The sequence below is a fragment of the Empedobacter sp. UBA7494 genome, assembly GCF_002478465.1.
Classification (GTDB): Bacteria; Bacteroidota; Bacteroidia; order Flavobacteriales; family Weeksellaceae; genus Empedobacter; species Empedobacter falsenii_B.
This window is the reverse complement of sequence record NZ_DLOC01000047.1, coordinates 40,000-60,714: the sequence shown is the minus strand read 5'-3', so window position 1 is coordinate 60,714 and position 20,715 is coordinate 40,000. Positions and strand designations below refer to the sequence as shown.

General features: G+C 30.6%; 16 protein-coding genes. 13 read left to right on the top strand and 3 right to left on the bottom strand.

Going from position 1 to position 20,715, the window contains the following annotated elements:
• Positions 1-253 precede the first annotated feature (253 nt).
• Complete coding sequence (locus B4E95_RS05130; protein ID WP_291090459.1) at positions 254-2,062, top strand: chloride channel protein; 1,809 nt, start codon at positions 254-256, stop codon at positions 2,060-2,062.
• A gap of 7 nt (positions 2,063-2,069) precedes the next feature.
• On the opposite strand, the gene B4E95_RS05125 is transcribed toward B4E95_RS05130, so the two are convergent.
• Entirely contained in the window at positions 2,070-3,791 is a 1,722-nt protein-coding gene (locus B4E95_RS05125; protein ID WP_291072771.1) for a transcriptional regulator, read from the bottom strand.
• A gap of 361 nt (positions 3,792-4,152) precedes the next feature.
• On the opposite strand from B4E95_RS05125, the gene B4E95_RS05120 reads away from it, so the two are divergent.
• From B4E95_RS05120 to rpoN, 10 genes are all read left to right on the top strand, one after another.
• The gene (locus B4E95_RS05120; protein ID WP_291090456.1) at positions 4,153-5,142 is read left to right on the top strand and encodes an LLM class flavin-dependent oxidoreductase; all 990 of its coding nucleotides are present in this window, start codon (positions 4,153-4,155) and stop codon (positions 5,140-5,142) included.
• 42 nt (positions 5,143-5,184) lie between these two features.
• Positions 5,185-5,640 (top strand): hypothetical protein, encoded by a 456-nt coding sequence (locus tag B4E95_RS05115; RefSeq protein WP_291090453.1) that lies wholly within the window; start codon positions 5,185-5,187, stop codon positions 5,638-5,640.
• A 39-nt stretch (positions 5,641-5,679) separates the two neighbouring features.
• Positions 5,680-6,651, top strand: a complete 972-nt coding sequence (locus tag B4E95_RS05110; protein WP_291090450.1) for a polyprenyl synthetase family protein — start codon at positions 5,680-5,682, stop codon at positions 6,649-6,651.
• A 3-nt stretch (positions 6,652-6,654) separates the two neighbouring features.
• Positions 6,655-7,641 (top strand): GSCFA domain-containing protein, encoded by a 987-nt coding sequence (locus B4E95_RS05105; protein ID WP_291090447.1) that lies wholly within the window; start codon positions 6,655-6,657, stop codon positions 7,639-7,641.
• On the top strand, positions 7,631-8,398 hold the full coding sequence (locus B4E95_RS05100) for a TatD family hydrolase (protein WP_291071479.1): 768 nt from the start codon (positions 7,631-7,633) through the stop codon (positions 8,396-8,398). The genes B4E95_RS05105 and B4E95_RS05100 overlap by 11 nt, the downstream gene beginning before the upstream one ends.
• Before the next feature lie 50 nt (positions 8,399-8,448).
• Entirely contained in the window at positions 8,449-9,159 is a 711-nt protein-coding gene (gene pyrH, locus B4E95_RS05095) for a UMP kinase (protein ID WP_115000992.1), read from the top strand.
• Between the two features lie 8 nt (positions 9,160-9,167).
• Positions 9,168-9,722: a ribosome recycling factor gene (gene frr / locus B4E95_RS05090; protein ID WP_286485669.1), complete on the top strand. Its 555-nt coding sequence runs from the start codon at positions 9,168-9,170 to the stop codon at positions 9,720-9,722.
• A 76-nt stretch (positions 9,723-9,798) separates the two neighbouring features.
• The gene (locus B4E95_RS05085; protein WP_291090443.1) at positions 9,799-12,210 is read left to right on the top strand and encodes a DUF5686 family protein; all 2,412 of its coding nucleotides are present in this window, start codon (positions 9,799-9,801) and stop codon (positions 12,208-12,210) included.
• Positions 12,211-12,419: 209 nt separating this feature from the next.
• Complete coding sequence (gene asnS, locus B4E95_RS05080) at positions 12,420-13,868, top strand: asparagine--tRNA ligase (protein WP_291090440.1); 1,449 nt, start codon at positions 12,420-12,422, stop codon at positions 13,866-13,868.
• Positions 13,869-13,948: 80 nt separating this feature from the next.
• Positions 13,949-15,421, top strand: a complete 1,473-nt coding sequence (rpoN, locus tag B4E95_RS05075) for an RNA polymerase factor sigma-54 (protein WP_115000980.1) — start codon at positions 13,949-13,951, stop codon at positions 15,419-15,421.
• Positions 15,422-15,456: 35 nt separating this feature from the next.
• On the opposite strand, the gene B4E95_RS05070 is transcribed toward rpoN, so the two are convergent.
• Positions 15,457-16,011 (bottom strand): DUF4303 domain-containing protein, encoded by a 555-nt coding sequence (locus B4E95_RS05070; RefSeq protein ID WP_280061169.1) that lies wholly within the window; start codon positions 16,009-16,011, stop codon positions 15,457-15,459.
• Positions 16,012-16,177: 166 nt separating this feature from the next.
• On the opposite strand from B4E95_RS05070, the gene B4E95_RS05065 reads away from it, so the two are divergent.
• Positions 16,178-18,562: an outer membrane beta-barrel family protein gene (locus B4E95_RS05065; protein WP_286476240.1), complete on the top strand. Its 2,385-nt coding sequence runs from the start codon at positions 16,178-16,180 to the stop codon at positions 18,560-18,562.
• 126 nt (positions 18,563-18,688) lie between these two features.
• On the top strand, positions 18,689-19,927 hold the full coding sequence (gene dcm, locus B4E95_RS05060; RefSeq protein WP_414647139.1) for a DNA (cytosine-5-)-methyltransferase: 1,239 nt from the start codon (positions 18,689-18,691) through the stop codon (positions 19,925-19,927).
• On the opposite strand, the gene B4E95_RS05055 is transcribed toward dcm, so the two are convergent.
• Positions 19,903-20,667 carry an Eco47II family restriction endonuclease gene (locus B4E95_RS05055; RefSeq protein ID WP_291090434.1) on the bottom strand — a complete coding sequence of 255 codons (765 nt, stop codon included), beginning with the start codon at positions 20,665-20,667 and terminating at the stop codon, positions 19,903-19,905. The genes dcm and B4E95_RS05055 overlap by 25 nt on opposite strands.
• Positions 20,668-20,715 lie beyond the last annotated feature (48 nt).

The following is a 20,715-nucleotide window of genomic DNA, read 5'->3' as shown; positions in this document are numbered from 1 at the left end:
AACAAGGGGAAGATTACAATTGTAAAAATGCTTTTAATGAATATTCTTTTATTTAGTGAATCATAGAAAAGTAAATAATTTATAAAAGTGAATGTTTATAGATCATTGAAGTTGATAACATTAAATAGTTATTAGATGATTAATTATTTTTTTTCTCAAAAATTTTATTCTTTTATGTATTATTGGTTTACTTTTTGTGTAATTCGTGGCAGTTAAATTAGGCAATAAACAAAAGGTACACTATTTTTGGAGTATGCGACTTTCTACAAAACAAAAGTTTTTTCAATACATTAAAAAATCATTTAATTTTTTTCAAAACTTGTTGAACCTGTTAAAATTAGTTTTATCAGAGCGACAATTTTTGTATTTATCGTGTATTTTGGTAGCTATTTCATCTGCTTTTGCAGTGATTGTGCTAAAAACTTTTGCGCACAATGTTTTTCAATTTACTATTTATATTAATAATTTAGTCAAACTGCCTTACATCAATAGTATATTACCAATTATAGGTATTTTGTTGACGGTTTTTGTAGTGCAGAAATTTTTGGATGGTTCGATAGAAAAGGGAACTTCTCAAATCATGATTGCTGTAGCTAAAAAATCTGGAATAATGCCTAAAAAACAGATGTATGCTCAGATTTTAACGAGTTCCTTAACAGTTGGTATGGGTGGTTCGGCTGGTTTAGAATCCCCAATTACAATTACTGGAGCAGCTTTTGGTTCTAATTATGCACAATATTACAGATTCAAATACAAAGAAAGAACACTTTTGTTGGCTTGTGGTGTTGCAGCTGGTATTGCGACAGCATTTAATGCTCCAATTGCAGGTGTTTTGTTCGCGATAGAAATTGTATTAGCGGATATGAGTGTTACTGCTTTTATTCCTTTATTGTTATCTTCTGCAACAGGAGCTTTAATAGCCAATTTAACATTAAAAAGCAATATGTTATTATCCTTTCGTTATGCGTTAGGATTTGATTATCATAATGTTATTTTCTATGTTATTTTGGGTGTTTTGGCGGGGTTTGTTTCAGTTTATCATGCTCGATTATTTCGTAAAGTAGAACATTTGATAGGAAATTATTCGGATAATGTATATTGGCGAGCGATTGTTGGAGCGGGAAGTTTAGCGATATTGATTTTCTTTTTTCCAACTTTATTTGGTGAAGGTTATGAGAGTATAAAATATTTAGCAAATGATGAAGCCGGTTTTATTTTAAATAACTCTTTATTAGAGAGTTTTAGAACGAATCAATGGATAGTTTTAGGATTTGTTTTTGTCACAATTTTAATAAAATCTATAGCAACAGGTCTAACTTTAGGAAGTGGAGGAAACGGAGGAAACTTCGCGCCCTCTTTATTTGTTGGGTCTTATCTTGGTTTTGTCGTTGCAAAATTCTTTAATTTAATCGGTTTCAAAGAAGTTCCTGTTGGTAATTTTACAGTTGTTGGAATGGCAGCTGTTTTGAGTGGGTTATTTCATGCGCCATTAACAGCAATTTTCCTAATTGCCGAAATTACGGGAGGTTATGGATTAATTATTCCCTTAATGATTGTTTCTTCAATAAGTTTTGCAATCTCAAAACGATACGACAAATATTCGATGGATATATACGCAATAGCAGAAAAAGGAATTGTTTTTACATCTGATAAAGACCGAAATTTGTTCAATAAAATTGATTTGTTTTCGATTTATATCAAGAATATCAAAACATTGACAGTTTACAATTCAATTGAAGATATAAAAGAAATTTTTTCTACTACAACACAAGACTTTATTCCAATTCTGAATGAAGATAATTCGATTCATGGAATTATAGTTTTAGATAATATTCGATCATTTATTTTTAATGATACTATTGATAAAAGCTACTTAGAATGTATTACAGAAGCACCTTCGACATCTATTTTTACGAATGCTGCAAACGTGATGAAAATGATGGAAGCAAAAAAAATAGATTATATTTTACTCACTAAAAAAGGTAAATTTGAAGGTTATGTAACCGAAAGTTTATTATTAGAAAGTTATCGAAGTAATTTGAATAAGTTGAGAATTGAATAATTCTTTTTTAATCATTATTATTATGAAAAATTTGATCAAAATTTTTATATTTCTTTTTTAAGCGTTGTTTTGCCTTTTTGACTGAATCAGCTGAAATTCCTAAGATTTGCGAAATTTCTAAATTGTTCAAGCCTAATTTTAACAAATAAATAGTTCTCAAATTAGATTCGGTTAAAGATGGAAAATTTTGAGAAAGATATTTTACAAAATCTTTTTGTTCATGAGCAAAAATATTTTTGAAATTTCCCCAACTTTCGTCTGTCATTAAATGCGAATCTAAGAGATTAACTAATTCATTATATTGTTTTTCTTTGTTTATGGTACTTGAATTGGAAATAGAATTAATTTCATTTTTTAATGTAACTATTTGTTTATTCTTTTCAGACAAATATGTTTTATATGATTCTAAAGTTTGAGCGGTTTTATTTAACTTATTTTCAGACTTAAGTTTATCATTTTGAATAGATAATATTTTATTATCGTATGTGGAATTTTGTATTTTTATTTTTCTACGATAAGAAATTATTACCACTAAAATGATGATGATTAATAGAAAAGAAATAAGAAATAATGCATTTTTTAGGATGGTTGTTTTCTCTTGTTCTGCTTTTTCTGCTTCAAATTTAAAGTTGAAATTATCTTGTTGAATTTTCCAATTAATTTCATTAATCACATTTTGACCATCTGTTTTTTGCAACTCTAATTCCAATTCATCCAATTTTCTTCGGCTAATTAACTCCTCATTGATATTATTGTTTTTTACAGCAATTTCTAATAAGATTTTATAAATGTCATATTCAAAACTGTTCAAATAAATTTTCTGAGAAGCATATTCTTTTGCTTCATTCAAAATTATTTTAGCATCATCAATTCGATTTAATTCCAAGTACAATTTTCCCAATTGAATATTAGCGTACATTAAATTTCGAGCGTTTTTTAATTTTTTAGAAATTTCAATATCTTTTTTCAAATTATCAATCGCTAAATCGTACTGTTTGTTGAGAATATTTATAGAGGCAATATCACCTAAAGCTTTTGCATATCGAATTTCGTCCTTATTTTGAATTGCATATTCTTTTGTTAATTCGAAGTAATTATTTGCTTTATTAATATTATTTTTATTCATAAAAACATGACCAATCGCATTCAGAATTGTTCCATATTCGTGGTCCTTTTTGTTGGTATATTTTAAAGCTAACAAAAGATATTTTTCACTTTTATCAAATTCTTTTACATTCATAAAGTAAAATGCATTCTTTTTGTAAACATCACTTTTAGAAAAAATATCCTCATCTTTTGTTAAGTCGAGAAGTTTTGATGCTTCCATAAAATATGGATAAGCATTTTGATATTGGCTAAAATTATAATAGTAATACCCATATTGTGTGTTCACCCAAATTTGTAATTCTGGTGAGTTAACATTTTTTGAAACTTTTAATGCAGACTCAAATAACGAATTACTTTTTTTGTTTAATTTATCGTTGGTTTGTGCATAAAGATTAGCTAAATAAACTTGATAAATTGATTTTAGACTTTTTGATAAAAAAGAAGTTGATGAGATATCTAATTTCTTGAAATTATTTTGCAATTGAATAGAATCTGTCACATTTTTATTCTGTTCGATGATTTTTTCAATAATAATACGTTCATCATTTTTACTAATAGAACTAAATGATGATAAAAATAAAAAAGGAAAGAGTAGGAGCGTAAAAAAAATAGAAACTTTCAATATATTATTTTTTCAAATATAGACCGAAAAAATTGTAAATCTTAATAAAAATTCGAATAATTTTTATGTTTTACTTCATTTTCAAAATATTGATATTTAGATAAATATGAAATGTCCCCCAGTTGTCCCCCTCTAAATTGAGTATTTATTTTTTTAATTATCTATTTTTGAATTAAGTATCTCGAAAGATTACTAATCTATCATCAAACTATTAATTAAAAATTTTAGACTCTTCAACTACTTAAACCTATTTATAAATCCAATTACAAAATTATCTCCTCCATAATGTATGTTATGGGGGAATTTTTTTTGAATTTTTTTCTTTGTAATTTAGTTTCATATTTTAATTAGAAAAGAACGTATGAAAAAAATAAATTACTCAGTGTTGGATTTGGCTTATGTAAGAGAAGGAGATACATTAAATCAAACGTTCAAAAACACGTTAGATAACGCAAAATTTGTCGACGAAATAGGGTATAGCCGTTATTGGTTATCTGAACATCATAATATGCAGAATGTTGCGAGCGCGGCAACTTCTTTATTAATAGGCTATGTAGCAAATGGAACTTCAAGAATTAAAGTTGGTTCGGGAGGAATAATGCTACCTAATCATACTGTTTTATCAGTTGCAGAACAATTTGGGACTTTGGATGCGCTTTATCCAAATCGTATCGATTTAGGTTTAGGTCGTGCGCCAGGAACTGATCAATTAACAGCTTCTATTTTGCGTAGAGGAGATAATTTTATGAATTACGATTTTGAAGCTGAAATTAAAAATTTACAAAACTATTTTAGTTTAGATAATAAAGAAAGTAAAGTGCGTGCGATTCCTGGAGAAGGTGCAAATGTGCCGATTTATATTTTGGGATCAAGTACAGATTCTGCTTTTTTGGCGGCTAAATTAGGTTTACCTTATGCATTTGCGGGGCATTTTGCGCCACAACAATTTTATAATGCGGTAGAGATTTATCGTTCTCAATTTCAACCTTCAGAATTTTTGCAAGAACCTTATACGATTGCTTGTGTCAATGTAATTGCGGCGAATACAGACGAAGAAGCGCATTATTTATCGATGTCGATGTACCAAGGTTTTTTGAATATTATTACTGATAAACGCCAACCAATTGTTCCGCCAGAAAAAACACAGTTAGAATCGGCTTCGCCTGAGCAAAAATATATGCTAAAAGGAATGACAGCTTTGTCTTTTATTGGAAGTAAAGGTGCTTTGGCGCAGAGTTTAGATGAATTTATTTTTGAATCTAAAATTGATGAAATTATGGTTTCAACAAATGTTTTTGATCAAAAAGCAAAACGAAAATCGTATCAAATTGTAAGTGAATTGTTTCGTTAAATGAAATCAAAGAAATCAATCTCAAAGTTCAAGTATTATTCAATGTTTGTTGATCAATTCAAAGATCAATTGACGATTGTTTTGATGCTAAATCTTGTTTTATTTTTTATTGCAAACCATTGGAGTTACCTTGTTCCAGAAGAATTTTTGTCTGTAAGTCACAAAGATATTTTTGGCTTATTTAGAGAACAATTTGTGTTGAACGAATTTTTCGAGGTGTTGGCTTATACTTTTTTGGGCGCTTTATTTATACATTTCGGAACATATAAAATGAATAAAATCTGGATTTTTAGGCTTAATGCGTTGCTTTTAGTAATTGTTTCCACTTATTTTTGGACAATTCCTTTGCTGCAAAGTGCTGAGATTGTTTTACAAAAAGGTCATCCTTATTTTATTGCTGCGATTATTGGTCAAATTCTTTTGTATTTGATTGTCGGAAACGAATTTTTAGGTTCAATCAAAAATAAAAGAAAACAACCCAAAATCAATCATTCTTAGTTATATTTGCCAAAACTTAATTTTTACAAAAATCAAACTATGTACTCATTTGATAAATTTCACGAATTAATTGCCGAAACAATCGATAAAAATCCATTTTCTAAAAATCCAGAAGAATTATACGAACCGATGGATTATATTTTGAATATTGGTGGTAAAAGAATTCGTCCAATTTTGACTTTATTGGGAAATGATTTGTTTGATGGTGAAGTTGAAAAAGCATTGAAACCTTCGTTAGCGATTGAGTTTTTTCATAATTTTTCGCTGATGCACGATGATATTATGGATAATGCCTCATTAAGAAGAAGTAAAGCAACAGTTCATGAAAAATTTGGATTAAATACAGCGATTCTTTCTGGTGATGCGATGTTGGTAAAAGCCTATCAATATTTAGAAGATTTAGAACCTGAATTATTTAAACGTTCGACAAAATTATTTTCTAAAACTGCTTTAGAAGTTTGTGAAGGACAACAATTAGATGTGAATTATGAAACAAAATTGAATGTTTCATACGAAGATTACATCAAAATGATTTCTCTAAAAACGAGTGTTTTACTTGGTTGTGCTTTGAAATTAGGCGCAATGATTGGAAATGCTTCGGAAGAGGATTCGGATAAATTGTACCAATATGGTTTGAATTTAGGAATCGCGTATCAATTGAAAGATGATTATTTGGATGTTTTTGGTAGCCTTGAACATTTAGGTAAAAAACACGCTGGAGATATTTTCGAGAATAAGAAAACGATTCTTTACATTTCTGCTTTAGAAGCGGCAAACGAAGAAGAAAAAGAGGAATTATTATATTGGTATAGCTCAAATACAGATAATATCGATAAGGTATATGCGGTAGAGAAATTATTCAGAAAACTGAATGTTAACCGTAAACTTTCGACATTAATTAGAGAGTATACAAATAAAGCGCACAGCTATTTGGATCAAATTGATGTTCCAGAAGAACGTAAATCTTATTTGAGAGAATTAAGCGAAGTTTTAATTGATCGACAAGGATAAAAAATGCAATTTCGAACGACTTTTCAAATTCAATCTTCTGATTTTAAGCTCAATCATCAACACAAAATATTGACGATAGGCTCTTGTTTTTCAGATGAAATTGGAAAGCGTTTGACCGATTTAAAGTTTGATGGATTAATTAATCCATTTGGAGTGATTTTTAATTCGAATTCTATTCAAAATTTAATCGAAAGAAGCATTCAAAAAAAATATTTTACAACAGCTGATGTACATCAAAATGGAGAAGAATTTTTCTGTTTCGATGTACATTCTTCGTTTAATGCGTTGACGAAAGAAGCTGTTCTAGAGGAATTAAATTCGACTTTAGATCAAGTTCATGATTACATTCATTCTTGTGATGTTTTGATGATTACATTGGGAACATCGTGGATTTATGAATGGAAAGAATCTAATCAAGTTGTCGCAAATTGTCATAAAGTAGAGGCTAAACAATTTGAAAAACGATTATTAACAACAGAAGAAAATCTAAAATCATTGGAATTAATTGTTTCAGATTTGAAGAAAATTAATCCAACTATTCGCATTATTACAACAGTTAGTCCTGTTCGTCACACAAAAGATGGAATGGTCGAAAATAATGTAAGCAAAGCGAGATTGTTAGACGCTTTATATCAATTAAGTCAAAATAATCAAGTTGAATATTTTCCGTCATACGAATTGGTTTTAGATGATTTGAGAGATTATCGTTTTTTCAAAGAAGATTTGATTCATCCATCAAAACAAGCCGTTGATTATATTTGGGAAAGGTTTTCGGAGACTTATTTCGAGCAATCAACGCAAACAATTATTCAAAAAATAAACAAAATTATTTCAGCGATTAATCATCGTCCTTTTAATGAAGAATCAGAAAATCATCAACAATTTTTAGTAAAAACGATTGAATTGATAAATGCATTAGAAAAAGGAAATCAACTTGATTTTTCAGCTGAAAAAGAACTTTTGAAATCAAAAATAAAACATGTTAATTGATACACATACACATTTATATTCGGAGCAATTCGAGAATGATATAGATGAAGTAATTGCGCGAGCAAAGCAAAATGGAGTAGAGCGATTTTATTTGCCAGCAATTGATAAAAGTTATACGGAGAGAATGTTGGCGTTAGAAGCAGCACATCAAGATTCGATGTTTGCGATGATGGGTTTGCATCCGTGTTCGGTTCATCCAGATACAATAGAAGAGGAATTGACTCATGTGCGCGAATGGATTGATAAACGTCCATTTAAAGCGATTGGCGAAATCGGAATTGATTTGTATTGGGAAAAAGAATTTCTACAAACGCAACAAGATGCTTTCAAAACGCAAATTGAATGGGCGAAAGAAAAGAATTTACCAATTGTGATTCATTGCCGTGATGCTTTCAACGAAGTTTTTGAAGTATTAGAAGAAGTGAAAGATGAAAAATTATTCGGAATTTTTCATTGCTTTTCTGGAACAAAAGAAGATGCACAACGCGCAATTGATTTCAATTTGAAATTAGGAATTGGCGGAGTTTTAACCTTCAAAAATGGAAAAATAGATCAATTTTTAGGTGATTTTGATATTAAACATATTGTTCTCGAAACAGATTCACCTTATTTAGCTCCAGTTCCGTTTCGAGGAAAACGTAATGAAAGTAGTTATTTGACACATGTTTGTGATAAGTTGGTCGATATTTATCATCAAACACCAGCTGAAATTGCAGCAATTACAACAAAAAATGCGTTTGACATTTTCGAACGTTAGGATAAATCAGAATAGAAAAATTATATTTGCAAAAGAAAACCTTTGACAAGATGAAATACAAAAGAATATTACTTAAATTGAGTGGTGAAGCATTAATGGGAGATTTACAATATGGTATTGATCCAAATATGCTGAAACAATATGCGCAACAAATTAGAGAAGTTGCAGAACTTGGTTGCGAAGTGGCAATTGTAATTGGAGGTGGTAATATTTTTAGAGGTGTACAAGGTGTCGCTTCTGGTATGGATCGTGTACAGGGAGATTATATGGGAATGTTAGCAACTGTGATTAACAGTATGGCATTGCAAGGAGCTTTGGAAGATGCTGGCGTTAATACGCGTTTACAAACGGCTATCCGTATGGAGCAAATCGCAGAACCATTTATCAAAAGAAGAGCAACGCGTCATTTAGAGAAAGGTCGTGTCGTAATTTTTGGTGCAGGAACAGGAAATCCATATTTTACAACAGATACAGCAGCGGTTTTGAGAGCAATTGAAACACAAGCTGATGTTATTTTGAAAGGAACTCGTGTTGATGGAATTTATACTGCAGATCCAGAAAAAGACCCAACAGCAGAGAAATTCGAAACAATTTCTTATCAAGAAGTTTACGATAAAAACTTAAAAGTAATGGATATGACAGCTTTTACTTTGAGTGAAGAAAATAATTTACCTATTATTGTATTTGATATGAATACAGATGGTAATTTGAAAAAATTAATTTTAGGAGATAACGTAGGTACTCTAGTAACAAATAAATAAATCCCGAAATGGAAGAATTAGATATTATTTTAGAAACGGCTAAGGAGCAAATGCAGGGAACTGTAAGTCACTTAGAGGTTGCATTCGACAAATTAAGAGCAGGTAAAGCTACTCCTGCAATGTTAAGTTCAGTTCGTGTTGATTACTACGGAAGTTTATCTCCGTTAACTCAAATTGCAAATGTAAATACACCAGATGCAATGACATTGAGCATTCAACCATACGAGAGAAATTTAATTAACGAAATCGAAAAAGCCATCATCAATGCTAATTTAGGTTTTGCACCTTCTAACAATGGAGATACAATCATTATCAGTATTCCTCCAGTAACAGAAGAACGTCGTAAAGAGTTAGTGAAAATGGCCAAATCGGAAATGGAAACTGCAAAAATTTCACTTCGTAATGCACGCCAAGATGCGAACAAAGCATTGAAAGCTGTAAAAGAAGCTTCTGAAGACATGGTGAAAGATTACGAAACACGTGTACAAGGATTAACAGACAAGTTTTCTAAGAAATTAGAAGAAGCTTTAACGAAAAAAGAAGCTGAAATCATGAAAGTTTAATCTTTCTTGAAAAAAAAATATTTTAAGGCAGCGTTTCGCTGCTTTTTTTATTTATTTGCATAATCAATTTCAAACGATGAAGAATTATATATTCCTGCTAAATTTCTGTATCTCAATTGCCACATTTGCTCAAATTAAAGTAAGAGTATTCGATGCTCAAGACGAATTTCGTTTAACAGGTGCCAATGTTTACAGCGATACCAAACAATTTCTTGGTCAAACAGACGAATTAGGAGAATTGGATATTAATGATTCTGTTCATTTTATTGATATAATCAAAAACGGATATTTCTCAGAAAGTATTCAGACTGATGGTAAAAAGTTGGTGGAAATTATGATGAAACCTTCTTTCATTAGTTTGGATGAGGTTAGTTTTACGACAAATGATTCTGTTGGTCGTAATTTGATTATCAAAGCAATTCGCAATCAATCCAAAAATACAATCAGAAACGGAGGAAATATTTTCCTAAAATCATATACTAAATTTTGGAGTACAGTAAATAACGATTCGATTCCGTTTATCATTCAACCTCAAAATCACAAAGATTCTGTCAATAATCAATGGAAAAAATTGTTAGATAACAGTCATTTATTTTTGGGAGAACGTGCAATGGATCACAAAGTTTCAAAGCGTTTTGGACTAAAAAATATCGTGCAATCTTCTCGTATTTCTGGAATGCGTTCGCCTTTGTACGAATATTTGGCGATGCAACCAGTTGCGTTCAATTTTGATCAAGATAAAATCAACTTTTTCTTCAAAGGAATTATTAATCCAGTGAGTCGCGAAGGTCTTTCGCATTACCGTTATGGTTTCAAAGAAGATATTTTTATTGATGGACGAAAAACGGCTGTTATTAGTTTTTTTCCATCAATCAAAACGGATAAAAGACAAATTAAAGGAACACTTTGGATTGATGATAGAACCTATGCTTTAATAAAAATTGAAGCAGAAAATACGATTTCAAATTATGTTGCAGAATTAGAAGCAGACTGGAAATTGAATAATGGTTCTTGGATTCCAAATCAACAAAAATATCGCATGGAAGCTGGTAATTTTAAGATTACAGAGAAATTAGCTGACGATGATTTTATTGATAAAAAAGAAAAAATTTGGATTAATCTTGAAACAACTTTCAAGGATATTCAAAATCCTGCACATTTCAAACGCAACGAATTTTTAGGATACGAAGACGAAATTTCTTTTCAAAATATGAACGAAAAGAAATGGGACAATGTGATGGAAGATTACCGTGATTCGTCATTATCAAACAAAGAACGAAATACTTATACGACAATTGATAGTATTGGCGATAAATATAAGTTAGAACGTCAAATGAAATTGATGAGAATCATCAATTCTGGAGGAAAATTATCGTTAGGAAAAGTTGATTTAGATTTAACAAAAATCTTAGCGTTTAATGATTACGAGGGTTTCAGACTTGGAGCCGCGTTTAATACAAACGAAAATTGGAGCGATAAATATTCATTGAATGCGTATTCAGCTTATGGTTTCAAAGATGAAACATTTAAGTTTGGATTTGGTGGAGATTATTATGTAAACAAACCTTATTCGGGACGATTTTTTGCAAAATACTCGCAAGATGTTTCAGCTTCTGGGAAAACGCCAATTTTATTGCAATCGAATTATACACGTCTAATTTCTGGAGCTTTTAGTAATATTTATAACCATGAATATTTTTCATATAAACGTTATTCGTTTGGATATGAGCAAGATATTTTCAAGAATGTAACTTTTAATATTTCGGCGAATTACGAAAAACAACAAGCAGAATTTGATTATTCTTTCCTGAATAATATTGGTTGGTACGATTTGTATAACACGCAATTAGCGATTCGTTTTGCGCCAAAAGACAAGTTTATTCGCACGCCTTACGGAAAAGTGACGGTGAATAGCGGGAAATCTGTTTTTTATGCAACGTTGACGAAATATTGGGATATTTTCAATTCTAACTATGATCCGCTTCGTTTCAATGTGTCTTATTTTGATGTGTTTGATACGCGAATTGGTAAAACAAATTTCAATGTAAATGCAGGTTGGATTGAAGGAAAAATGCCGTTGATGAATTTGTACGAAGGACAAGGAAATGCAAAACGAAATGACTTTTTGAATTTTGGAGTAGGAGGTTTAACGAACTTTGAAACAATGCGTCCTGGAGAATTTTATTCGGATCGATTTGTATCATTTCAGTTGAAACATATTTTTGCAGGCATTAAAGTTGGAAACAAAATTATTTTCCCACAATTCGTTTACCGTGGAGTTTTAGGTGATATGAAAGATAGAGCAGATCATCAAAATTTAGAATTCAAAACATTGAATCATTATTATCACGAAACAGGAGTTGAAGTAAATAATTTAATTTTCAAAACATTTGGATTGGGAGCTTTCTATCGTTTAGGAGCTTATTCTGAAGAAAAATTCCAAGATAATTTCTATTTAAAATTAACAGTTAATTTGAATTTTTTGTAGAATTTAGATTTTGTCATTCTGAATTTATTTCAGAATCTCATGATAAGATAATTTTACTTCAAAAAATAAACTAAAATCAAAAATCCTTTACATTTTCATTGAAATTGTAAAGGATTTTTAGGTTGGTTGAAAAATATTGTCAAAAATTATGCCTATAATTTTTATAACTTTAAATAATAACTAAATTTGTAAGGATAAATTAAAAAATTATGCAATCGTACGGAATTAAAGCCTTATTAGAAAAAGGCAAGGATTTGTTGCTACAGGAAGTAGTTGTAAATGGATGGGTAAGATCGTTCAGAAGTAATCGTTTCATCGCGTTGAATGACGGTTCTACAATTAATAATATTCAAGTAGTAGTAGATTTCGAAAATTTTGACGAATCAATTATAAAACAAATTTCTACAGCGGCTTCTTTACAAGTAAAAGGAGAAGTGGTAGAAAGTGAAGGAGCAGGCCAAGATATTGAAATTGTTGCGAAAGAAATCAAAATTTTAGGAACTGCGCCATCTGATGATTTAAAAGGAACAATTTTACAACCAAAACAGCACAGTTTAGAGATTTTGCGTGAGCAAGCACATTTACGTTTCAGAACGAATGTTTTTGCTGCAACTATGCGTGTTCGTAATGCGTTAATGTTCGGTATTCATAAGTATTTCAACGAAAATGGATTCGTTTACATCAACACGCCAATTATTACAGGATCTGATGCTGAAGGAGCAGGAGAGATGTTTCATATCACAAACTTGGATATGGAAAACTTGCCTAAAAACGAAGAAGGAAAAGTAGATTATACACAAGATTTCTTTGGTAAATCGACTAACTTAACGGTTTCTGGACAGTTAGAAGGAGAAACTGCAGCAATGGGATTAGGAAAAATTTATACATTTGGACCTACTTTCCGCGCAGAAAACTCGAATACTTCTCGTCACTTAGCTGAATTCTGGATGATTGAGCCAGAAGTTGCGTTTTTCCGTTTAGATCAAAATATGGATTTGGCTGAAGATTTCATGAAATCTGTTATCACTTACGCAATGGAAACTTGTAAAGATGATTTGAAATTCTTAGCTGAACGTTTTGACAAAGAACAAAAACAAAAACCAGAAGCTGAACGTTCTGAATTAGGATTAATAGAGCGTTTAGAATATGTTTTAAATAACAAATTCATTCGTTTAACTTATACAGAAGCAATTGATATTTTAAAAGAATCTAAACCAAATAAAAAAGGTAAATTCAAATATCCAATTGAAGGTTGGGGAGCAGATTTACAATCTGAACATGAACGTTATTTAGTTGAGAAACACTTCAAAACACCAGTTATTTTATTTGATTATCCAGCAGAAATCAAAGCATTCTACATGCGTATGAATGACGATGGAAAAACAGTTCGTGCAATGGACGTTTTATTCCCTGGAATCGGAGAAATTATCGGAGGCTCTGAGCGTGAAGAACGTTTAGAAGTTTTAGACGAAAAAATGGAAAAATTCGGAATCGATAAAGAAGAATTATGGTGGTACCGCGACACAAGACGTTTCGGTTCTGTGCCACATTCTGGTTTCGGTTTAGGTTTAGAGCGTTTGGTATTATTCGTTACTGGAATGGGTAACATTCGTGACGTGATTCCTTTCCCTAGAACACCGAATAACGCTGAATTTTAATCAAAATATTTTTACGGATTATGCTTAAAAATTGTAACTTTAAGCTAAATCCGTTTTTTATATAAGCCAAAACCCAAAATATGTTAAAGCAGGAATTAAATTTAAAATTACAACAAAAACTATCGCCACAACAAATCCAATTAATGAAGTTGGTTCAACTTCCTACGGTTGCTTTTGAACAACGCGTAAAGGAAGAGTTGGAAGAAAACCCTGCTTTGGATGATCAATCTTCTGAATATGATGAAGATTACGGAGGAGAGCAGGAAGAATGGGACAATCAGAGTGATGATTTTGGCGACGAACAAGTGATTGATACAAGTGATATCAATATTGATGATTATTTGAGCGATGACGATATCCCAAATTATAAAACGTATACGAATAATTATAGTGATGATGACGAAGATAAATCTGTTCCTTACGCACAAGGAGAGAGTTTTATCGAGTTTTTGACTTCGCAATTATATACGAATCGATTAACTTCGGAACAATTTCAAATTGCTGAATTTATATTAGGAAATATTGACGATGATGGTTACATGCGTCGTGATATTAAATCGTTGGTTGACGATTTAGCATTCTCGCAAAATATTTACACTTCGCCAGAAGAGGTCGAAAATTTGTTGATTAATTATATTCAACGAATGGATCCAGTTGGAGTAGGTGCGCGAGATTTGCAAGAATGTTTATTGATTCAATTAGAAAATAAAAATCAAACAGAAGCAGTAGAATTAGCCGAAAAATTAATTTCAGAATCGTTTGATGCATTTACGAAAAAGCATTATTCGAAATTGATGGCAAAATATGATGCGGATGATGATGAGTTGCGTGATGCAATTTCGGAGATTGAACGTTTGAATCCAAAACCAGGAAAATCATTTTCGAGTAGTAGTAAAATTGTAGAGCAAATAACGCCAGATTTTACGATTCATATCAACGATGGCGATTTAGAATTGTCTTTAAATGGACGTAATGTACCAGAATTGAAAATTTCGAGTGCGTTTGCAGAAATGTTAGATACATACAAAAAAACCGAAAATAAATCGAATCAACAGAAAGAAGCTGTAATGTTTGTCAAACAAAAGTTAGATTCTGCGAAATGGTTTATTGATGCGGTTCAGCAACGCCGTAATACGCTTTTGTATACGATGGAAGCGATTATGAAATTTCAAAAAGAGTATTTCTTAACTGGAGATGAAACGAAAATCAAACCGATGATTTTGAAAGATATTTCAGACAGAATTGGAATGGATATTTCGACAGTTTCTCGTGTTGCGAATTCAAAATATGTCACAACGCCTTACGGAACATTTTTGATAAAGGATTTGTTCTCAGAATCGTTAACAAATGATGAAGGTGAAGAGGTTTCGACGCGCGAAATCAAACGAATTTTGCAAGATGTAATTGCAGATGAAGATAAGCGTAAACCTTTGACAGACGAAAAATTAACTGAAATTTTGAAAGAAAAAGGTTATCCAATTGCTCGTCGTACAATTGCAAAATATCGCGAACAACTAAATATTCCAGTTGCAAGATTGAGAAAAGAAATCTAAAATTTTTAGAATATAATCAATAAAAAAAGAGCTTTTTATAAAGCTCTTTTTTTGTTTTTACCCCAAGTTGTCATCCATTCAAAATAATCTTCTTTATATGAATTATCATTTAATTGCGTAATAATTTTTTGTTGTTTTTCTTTGTTCAAATCATCATCAATCACAGAAAAATTTAAGAAAATATCTTTACCGATTAATTTTGAAAAGAAATTTTCATTCTTTAATTCTTCTAAAACTTCGATACATTTTTCATTAATTTTATTCTGAAATTGATAAAACCAATCTTCGTCATCGTCGTGTTTATCAACTATTTCTTTGCATATTTGATTGATTTCTTGAAAAGAATTTTCAGCTCCTAAATAATCATATTTCCATTCAGAAGGCTCGTATTTGTAGTAACAAAAATCGTCTTCATCCGAAACTTTTTCTAAATGTTCTACAGAATTTGCCGAAGGATGAATAGCTATTTTCGAGTCGTTATTGCACAAGGCAAAAGCGTAAAGGTCTTGGGAAGGATTTTCGTTATAAATTTTCAAAAAGGCTTGTTTGGTTGATTGCACTAATTTGTTTTTTAATTCATTAAAATCCATTCATTTATATTTTTTTAATCGTTTAAAATTATTTTTTTGAAATGTAGTAAAATTCTTTAAATATTAAATCATTGTTAATTTATTTTTTAAAGACAAATTCAATTATTATTCATTTTCTATGTAACTTTTCTACAATTCACACGTCATTATAGTAAACAAACCTAATATGTCTAAATTATATATACCAATTTTATTATTTGCCTCGACCTCGATTTTTGCGCAACAACAATATAAAGGAAGCTTGCAATATGCGAATCAAACGTCTGTTAGTTTGGCTGATGTGATTATTCTGAAAGATGATCAAATTATTGATGAAATTTCAACTGATGATAAAGGAAATTTTGTGGTCGAATTACCCGAAGGAAATTATACGTTTCGAATAGAAGAAGCTGGAGTTTTACTTTATACTCAAACGATTTTATGTGGACAAAATCAAGATTTAGGCGTAATAATTCTTCCAAAAACTGAAAACATTACATTAACTGAAACAGTTGTAAAAAGTCAAAAAAAATTAATTGAAAAGAAAGTTGATCGACTTGTTTTTAATGCAGATTTAGCGGAAGGAGCGAAAGGTGGAGATGCGTTAGATTTGCTAAAATTGGCGCCTCGTGTGAAGGTTGATAATGATGTAGTTTCGATAATTGGTAAAAGTACTTTGCGCGTGATGGTGGACGATCGTTTGTTGGAAATGTCTGGTGATCAATTGACAAATTATTTAAAAACACTTCGAGCTGATGATATCGAGAAAATAGAAGTAATTACAAATCCGCCCGCAAAATATCAAGCAATAGGAAATAGTGGAATTCTCAATATTGTATTGAAATCTGGAAAAAAAGACTCGTGGAATGGGAGTTTGTCGTCATCATTGCAACATTATAACAAACCATATTGGAACAATAGTGCATCGTTTAATTATCGAAAAAATAAATGGACATTAGTCTCTAATATTTTTGGAGGTTTTGGTGAATATGACGGAATTGGACAATCGGATATTTATTTTACAAAAACCAATGAAGTTTGGACCGAAAGAGAAAAAAATAGTGGTAAAAATAGAAATATTGGCGGAAAATTAGGGTTGGATTATAAAATTTCGGAGAAATTGACGACTGGTTTTACGGTTGATTTATATGCTGGAAATCGAAAAGGAACTGGTGGTACGAAAACAATGATAAATAGTTTGGATAAGAACGAATTGTTGAGTTATATTTTGAATGATCGAAATGGGAGCAAAGGAAACACGAAATACAATACTTTAAATTATCACGTGATTTATAAAATGGATACCATCGGAAAAAAACTGACATTTGATTTTGATTGGGTAAATTTTAATAACAACAATACAAGTGTAACTTCTAATCGATTTTTTGACTCAAATAATGTTGAGAATACAGCAGAATATCAAGGAAATAAAAGTTTGTCCGATCAAAAAGCAAACAATTATAGTTTGAATATTGATATGGAACATCCCGTTAATACTTGGAAACTAAATTATGGTGGACGTTATAGTTGGACTAAAAATAATAGCGATAATTTATTTTACAATACTTCGTCTGGTTCACCTGTTTATGATGAAAAGTTGAGTAATGGTTTTTATTATGACGAAAATATTTTAGCTTTTTATGCGAGTATCGAAAAAGATATTTCAGAAAAATGGTCTGCAAAAGTTGGTTTGAGATACGAAAATACAGATGCAAAAGGTTTTTCTCCGCAAGAAAATCAACATGATACCTATAAATATGATGGGCTATTCCCAACGGCTTATTTGATGTATAAACCAGCTGAAAATCATTCATTAAGTGTAAATGTTGGGCGCCGTATTGATCGACCTTTTATGGGACAATTGAATCCGTTTCGTACCATTTATTCTCCTTATTCTTTTGCCGAAGGAAACCCGAAGTTAAAACCTTCTTATTCGTATAATTATGAGTTGGAATATGCATACAAAGATTTGGCAGTTACAACATTATATTACAGAAATTCTACGGATGAAATCAATCAAATTGTAGTTGTAAATCCGAGCGAAAATACGCAAAACTGGATTCCATACAATTATGCTGATTCGGAGAGTTTTGGGATTAGTGAAAATGTAAATTTTAAGCTTGTAAAATGGTGGAAAGTCAATGGAGCGATTGATTTGTATTACAAAAAAACGAAAGGAATTATTCCAGAATATAATTATGTATTGGATGGATTTAATGGAGAATTTCGTTTGACAAATAATTTGGAATTGAATAAATCGAAAACATTGTTATTTAATCATACCACAAATTATACAACAAAAACGATTGATGCTATGTCAAGAAGTCGCGCTAATTGGAGTACAGCTTTTGGTTTGAGAGCGTTATTTTTGGATAAAAAATTCGAAGTTTCGTTTAATGTGAATAATGTATTTAAAGATAGAGCTTGGCAAGATGAAAGCTTTAGTAACGATACAAAATTTGTTTATACAGGACAATCTGCTCGCTATTATCGCGTTGGAATTCGATACAATTTCGGAAAATCATTTACAATAGAACAATCAAAAAGTAGTTCTGAAAAAGGAAGATTGTAAATTGTTAAAAATAAACCCCAATATTGATTAAAATATTGAGGTTTGTTTTTTTTATAATTTTTTCTTTGAGATTCTATTTTTTTTCTTTTATTTTGTAACCAATGTCTAATGTTGTATAATTTGGTTATGAGTGAGTATTTAACTATTTCAGAAACAGCGAAATTACTTAATAAAAGTACAAAAACACTTCGTCGTTGGGATGAAGAAGGGAAGTTATCGGCTGTTCGAGAACCTATAAGTAATTATAGAGTTTATAGGAGAAGAGATGTAGAGACGTTGTTTGCTGAATTTTTGCAGACAGATATTGAAGAAACTGTTTCAAATTTTGTAAAGCCAACGCAAGATTTTCATGTCTTAGAATTATTTGCTGGAGCTGGAGGTTTGGCAATTGGTATGGAAAAAGCAGGGTTGAAATGTGTTGCATTAAATGAAATTGATAAACACGCTTGCGAAACTCTAAGAAAAAATAGACCAAATTGGAATGTCTTAGAAGGTGATATTAAGAATTTTAATTTTTCTGAATATTATAATAAAGTTGATGTTGTAACAGGAGGATTTCCTTGTCAAGCTTTTAGTTACGCAGGAAAAAGACTTGGTTTAGAAGATGCAAGAGGAACTTTATTTTATGAATTTGCAAGAGCTGTAAAAGAAGTTAATCCACCTATTTGCATTGGAGAAAACGTAAAAGGTTTATTGAATCATGATAATGGTAATACTTTACGTGGAATGATTTCAATTTTAGATGAAATTGGGTATAAAGTAGTTCCAGTAGAGGTTTTGAAAGCAATTAATTATAATGTTCCACAAAAAAGAGAACGATTAATTTTAGTAGGAATTCGCAAAGATATTCCAATAGATTATCACTATCCAACGCCGTACAAAAAAATATATAATCTTTCTGATGCGTTGAAAAAAGGAGAATTGTTCGATTGTAATGTTCCGAAATCTACTGGAGCTAAATATCCTGAAAGCAAGAAAAGTGTATTAGATTTAGTTCCTCCAAAAGGCTATTGGAGAGATTTACCTCTTGATATTCAGAAAGAATTTATGGGAGCAAGTTTTTATTTAGGCGGAGGAAAAACAGGAATGGCAAGAAGAATAGGCTGGGACGAACCTTGTTTAACGCTAACATGTAGCCCTGCTCAAAAGCAAACAGAGCGTTGCCATCCAGATGAAACTCGTCCTTTTACAGTAAGAGAATATGCTCGTATTCAGACTTTTCCTGATGAATGGGAATTTTCTGGACCTATGGCTCAACAATATAAGCAAATCGGTAATGCTGTTCCTGTTAATTTAGGAAAAGAGGTTGGTTACTCTATAATTAATTTTCTTAATCAATATTATAGTTTGTCAAAACCTGAATAATAAGAATAATTATCAAAGGAAATTTGATCAAGAATAGAACGTTTTGAATTTTCGGTTTCTGAAGTAATTTCTTCTAAAGCCGAATTTTCTTTTACGTCTTGTTTCTTTTTTGTAGTTTTCAAAAAATCATTTATTGCAATTGGAAGTGCTTTATAAAGTTGATAGAAAGCATCTTCTTCTCCAGTTAATAAAGCATAAAATTGATCTCCAGAGATTTTAAAAACCCTCGAATGACTATATTCTTTACCATTAATTTCACCTTTCCAATTTTCGTTAAAACTATTTTTCGCTAAAATCTGAACCCAATAACATTTAGCTTTCTTATAATCATCAGCATATCGAGCCAATTTTTGAAAAAGAGCTTCCGCAGAACTACTATTCATTGTATTATGTTTATTTTTGATATCTGCAAAAAGTGTATCATCATTTGCTTTTATATCAAAACCACTTAAATTTCCAACTTCAAAGCCTTTTATACCTCCTAAAATTTGTTCATGAAAAGTTCCGATAGAATTATTAATAGACTTATCTATTTGTCTAAGAATTTCTGATTGAATTAAATCTTCTTCATCAATGTTATTGAATTTAGAATCAAAGGTTAGTTTAATTGTATCAACTTTATTTGTATAAAAACTTTTTTTAGAAATTTTGCTTTTAGCCTTTTGATAAGATTTATATAAATTTTCAATGCAATTTAATAAATGCTCATCTGAAATAAAGTTTACATATTTATTTTTCATTACCAGTATTGTATAATATTGCTAAGTTAGAATAATTATTCGATTATA